Raw genomic sequence first — 3873 nt, forward strand, 5'->3', positions numbered from 1 at the left:
GCCCACTACCGTGTAATCTGTTCCCGCTGTCAGTGTTGCTGCACCATTTGTAAGGGTGCTAAGCGTATTTCCGTTCAACGTCAGCATTACAGCTACATCCGCTTGCGCAGCTGTTTCTTTATCGAAGCTTGCTGCACTTGGCGAAATCGCCGATGGCGTTACACTTACTCCTGTAATTTGCGACAGTTTATTGGCACCTGCAATTACAACTTCATTGTTAACATTCACTACTGCTAAGGCTGAAGCCTCTGCAGGTACAATAGACGTGTCATGCCATGTGGTTCCTTGATCTGCTGAAAAAAAGAGCACTCCGTTGCCGTTGTTATCCGACCCGATCATATAAATATTAGAGCCTTTTGCCGCCAACGTTGTTGATCCATAAAAGGGGTACGCTGATGTAAAGGAAGGCGCAGACCAACTTCCCAAATTCGTGGATGTACGAGAAAACAGAAGATAATTATTTGCATCATAGCCGTTTACAATATATTTGCTGCCATCATAAATAATATTGTTAATCGTATCGCTCGACTCTGGGTAATCGTCAGAATGATCCACCCAGGTTACGCCATCTGTTGAAGTCAGAATGGCCGCACCATTCGAACCGCTATATCCTATTGCAATAAACTGATTATTTACATACGTAACGGAATTCATATATTGAATGTAATTCACAGGCAATGCCGCCGCACTCCAGGTGGTGCCATTTGTCGACGTTTCAATAATAGCCTGAGAGCTAGTAGCGTTACCCACTGCAACGAATCTACCATTACCAAAGGTAACATCAGTCAGGGTTTCATTGCCAAGAACACTGTCATGAAGGCTCCATGAAGTGCCATTGCTGGAAGCAGCGATTTTAGTCGTATTGTGGAGTGGACCGGCAACCGCAACATATATGCCATTTCCGTAAGCCGCTGCAGTAAAAGAATCGGAAGAACCAGAAAATGTCTGTTTTGTCCAATTGCTTAAATCATTAGAAGCCCAAAGGGATCCTTCTACTCCTAATTTTCCAACGGCTATATATTTGGAGCCATCATATATGACATCATTAAAATTGCCGCCCCATTTATAGCTCCAGTTCGAGCCTGTATCAGAGATACTCATGCCTTCATTGCCGAACACAAAATATTTACCGTTAATGAATTCGGCATTGCTTGTTGTAATTTCTCTTTCAAATGGCTGCTTTGCCCATGAGACTGTATCTGTAGAGGTATAAACTACACCATATTTCCCGCTTTCATATCCGAATAAATAATAATGCGTTCCATCATAAAGTGCGTTTCTCATTTGTATGCCTTGATAAGAATCCAGCTTCGAAGGATGGCCGATCTGGGTGAAAGTGGTTAAATTAGTAGAGGTCCAAATATACCCGCTAATGTCTATAAATAAATAACGGTCGTTCATCCATTTGAGAACATTGGCTCCGTTCGCTCCAAATCCTTCCAGATTAATCGGTTGGATATTCGTCCATGTCGATCCATTCGTAGTAGAGTAAATCTTCCCTTCATAACTCCCGAAAGCAAGACGAGTCCCGTTGTTCCCCACGGTTACCTGCGTGATAGGTTTATCTGCTGGAAGACCGGTAGGAATAACAGAAGTCCAGTTAATTCCGTCGGTGGAAGTAACATATTTGCCTACTGCTAATGCATAAAAGGCTCCCGTTCCATTAAAAGTTAAATATTCGACGGCTGAAAGGTTAAAAGTACCGCCTGCATTACGCTGCGTCCAGTTGTCGCCATCAGGGGAAGTTAAAATTACTCCCTCTAAACCAACAGCAACAAATAATCCATTGCCGTAGGCTACACCCAAGAAACTAAAAGCACTGGGATCGCTTACACCTATATAGTTGCTATCCGATCTCCCCTTCACTTTCACCCAGTGATTAGCATCCACAGATTTAACAACAGCCCCATCATCACCTACGGCTATATATACATTATTCCCGTAAGCAGCATCCTTGATTGCCTTTGTGGGCAAATCCTCCCAGCTTTTCGTTGTAAAACTGTCCGGTGTAGGAGCTGCATAAATAGAAGGTATACTAACTTGAAACATGATGATAAACGCGAGCATAAACATTCCAATTCGTGGCCAAACCGATGCATGATAGCTTTTTGTCATAGCTGAATGCCTCCAGATTTTATTGAGTTGCTGTCAAAGTCTTCAAGCGCTTACAAAAAACCGTCCCCTAATATAGTAGGCCCATACCTACCGCCGCTCTCACCCTCCTCTATACTTCATTTATACTCTCTCTAATGACACCATCTAGTCGCTTTCAGTCCATAGTGGAATCAGGGAATTTTTAGCTAAAATTTACATTCGACAAAATCCAACATAATCCTTCCATAACAAACAGGCTTGATTATAAATTATTCATAGAAAAGTGTCGAACCTCTAATCGACCGTAAACCGCTTCCAGCAAGGCTTTATTTCAGCAAATAGCTTATACCTTTTGTTGCTTCTTTTTGCTCAAATATAACCAAATACTAAAGACAATTACCTCACACTATCTTTATGATATCACCTGTCTTATCTCCTGTTATAAATCCACATTCCTCATAGAATCTATGAGTTTCTTACATAACCGGTCCTCATTCACTTTAGAATAAAAACACCCCTCAAGCCGTTTGTTAAAAGGCTTGAGGGGCAGCTCGATTATAGATTTACGTCTAATATTAATCACATTGTATTCTACTAGTCTTTCAGCTCAAGCATTCTTATAATAATTGTCACCGCTTGCGCTCTACTAGCAAAGGATGTCGCATTAAATTGATTGGCACCTGTTCCTTGCATAAGTTCAAGTTTTTCTAACGCTGCTATCGCACCTTTTGCCCATGCCTGAATGTTAGTGTCATCTGAAAAGCTGGTTACAGCATTTGCTTCAATGTCTAGCTCAAGTATTTTAGCAATCATCGATGCCATCTCTGCACGAGTTATAATCGCGTCTGGTCTTAATGAACCGTCTTCATAGCCATTAATAATACCCGCTTGTACCGCTTGAGCTATAGCTTGCTTTGCCCATGTCGGTATCTTCTCAGCATCTGTGAACACTAAATCTGCTCCGGCATCAGATGAATTCCGTGCATTCATCAGCATGACCAAAAACTCTGCGCGGGTTACTGCACGATTCGGATTAAAGGTTCCATCCGGGTAACCGCTGACAATACCAGCTTGAACTGCTTTAATAATGGCCTCACGCGCCCAGTGGTTAGCGATGTCGCTGAAGGTTATTCCTACAGGAATCGCGGTCCATTTCGCATAAAGTGTTATGTTCTTCGTTACTTTGTTTGAACTGAACTCCCAACGCGAGCCATTGGTTGCTTCCGTATACCATCCATCAAAGCTGTAACCGCTTTTTGCCGGAGCTATCGGCTCGGCAATTGCTGCTCCCGCTATAATCTGATTAGATCCAATGATGCTTCCACCTTGCGAATCAAAACTGACGGTATAATAGATTGTCTGATTTCCGGTAGAAGGCGACGGAATAGCATCCCACTTCGCGTATAAAGTAGTATCAATCGTTACGGTACTAGTTAGGAAGTTCCACGCTGTTACGTAACTTGCATCGGTATACCAGCCAGCGAACGTATACCCGCTTCGTGTCGGCGCAGTTGGAGCAGCTATCGTTGTGCCTTCTAACACTTCAACGAGGCTGGCTACCGCACTGCCTCCCTGCGAGTTGAATGTTACCGTGTACTCTGGTATCGCATCCCACTTCGCATGTAAAGTGGTATCTGACGTTACGGTACTAGTTAGGAAGTTCCACGCTGTTGCGTAGCCTGCGTCCGTGTACCATCCTGCAAATGTGAACCTTTCGCGGGTTGGAGAAGCTGGTTCAGCTATCGTTGTGCCTTCTAACACTTCAACAAGGCTAGTTAC

At 43.3% G+C, this 3873-nt stretch carries 2 protein-coding genes; both read right to left on the bottom strand.

Translation table 11 applies throughout. From position 1 onward, the window contains the following. On the bottom strand, positions 1–2115 hold a 2115-nt coding region (locus FGT79_RS17210; RefSeq protein ID WP_138754072.1), incomplete at its 3' end, for a X2-like carbohydrate binding domain-containing protein. A gap of 573 nt (positions 2116–2688) precedes the next feature. After that, positions 2689–3873, bottom strand: a 1185-nt coding sequence (locus FGT79_RS17215) for an InlB B-repeat-containing protein (RefSeq protein ID WP_171056295.1), incomplete at its 5' end; no start/stop codon positions are given.

It is taken from the genome of Paenibacillus sinopodophylli, from assembly GCF_005930355.1.
Classification (GTDB): domain Bacteria; phylum Bacillota; class Bacilli; order Paenibacillales; family Paenibacillaceae; genus Pristimantibacillus; species Pristimantibacillus sinopodophylli.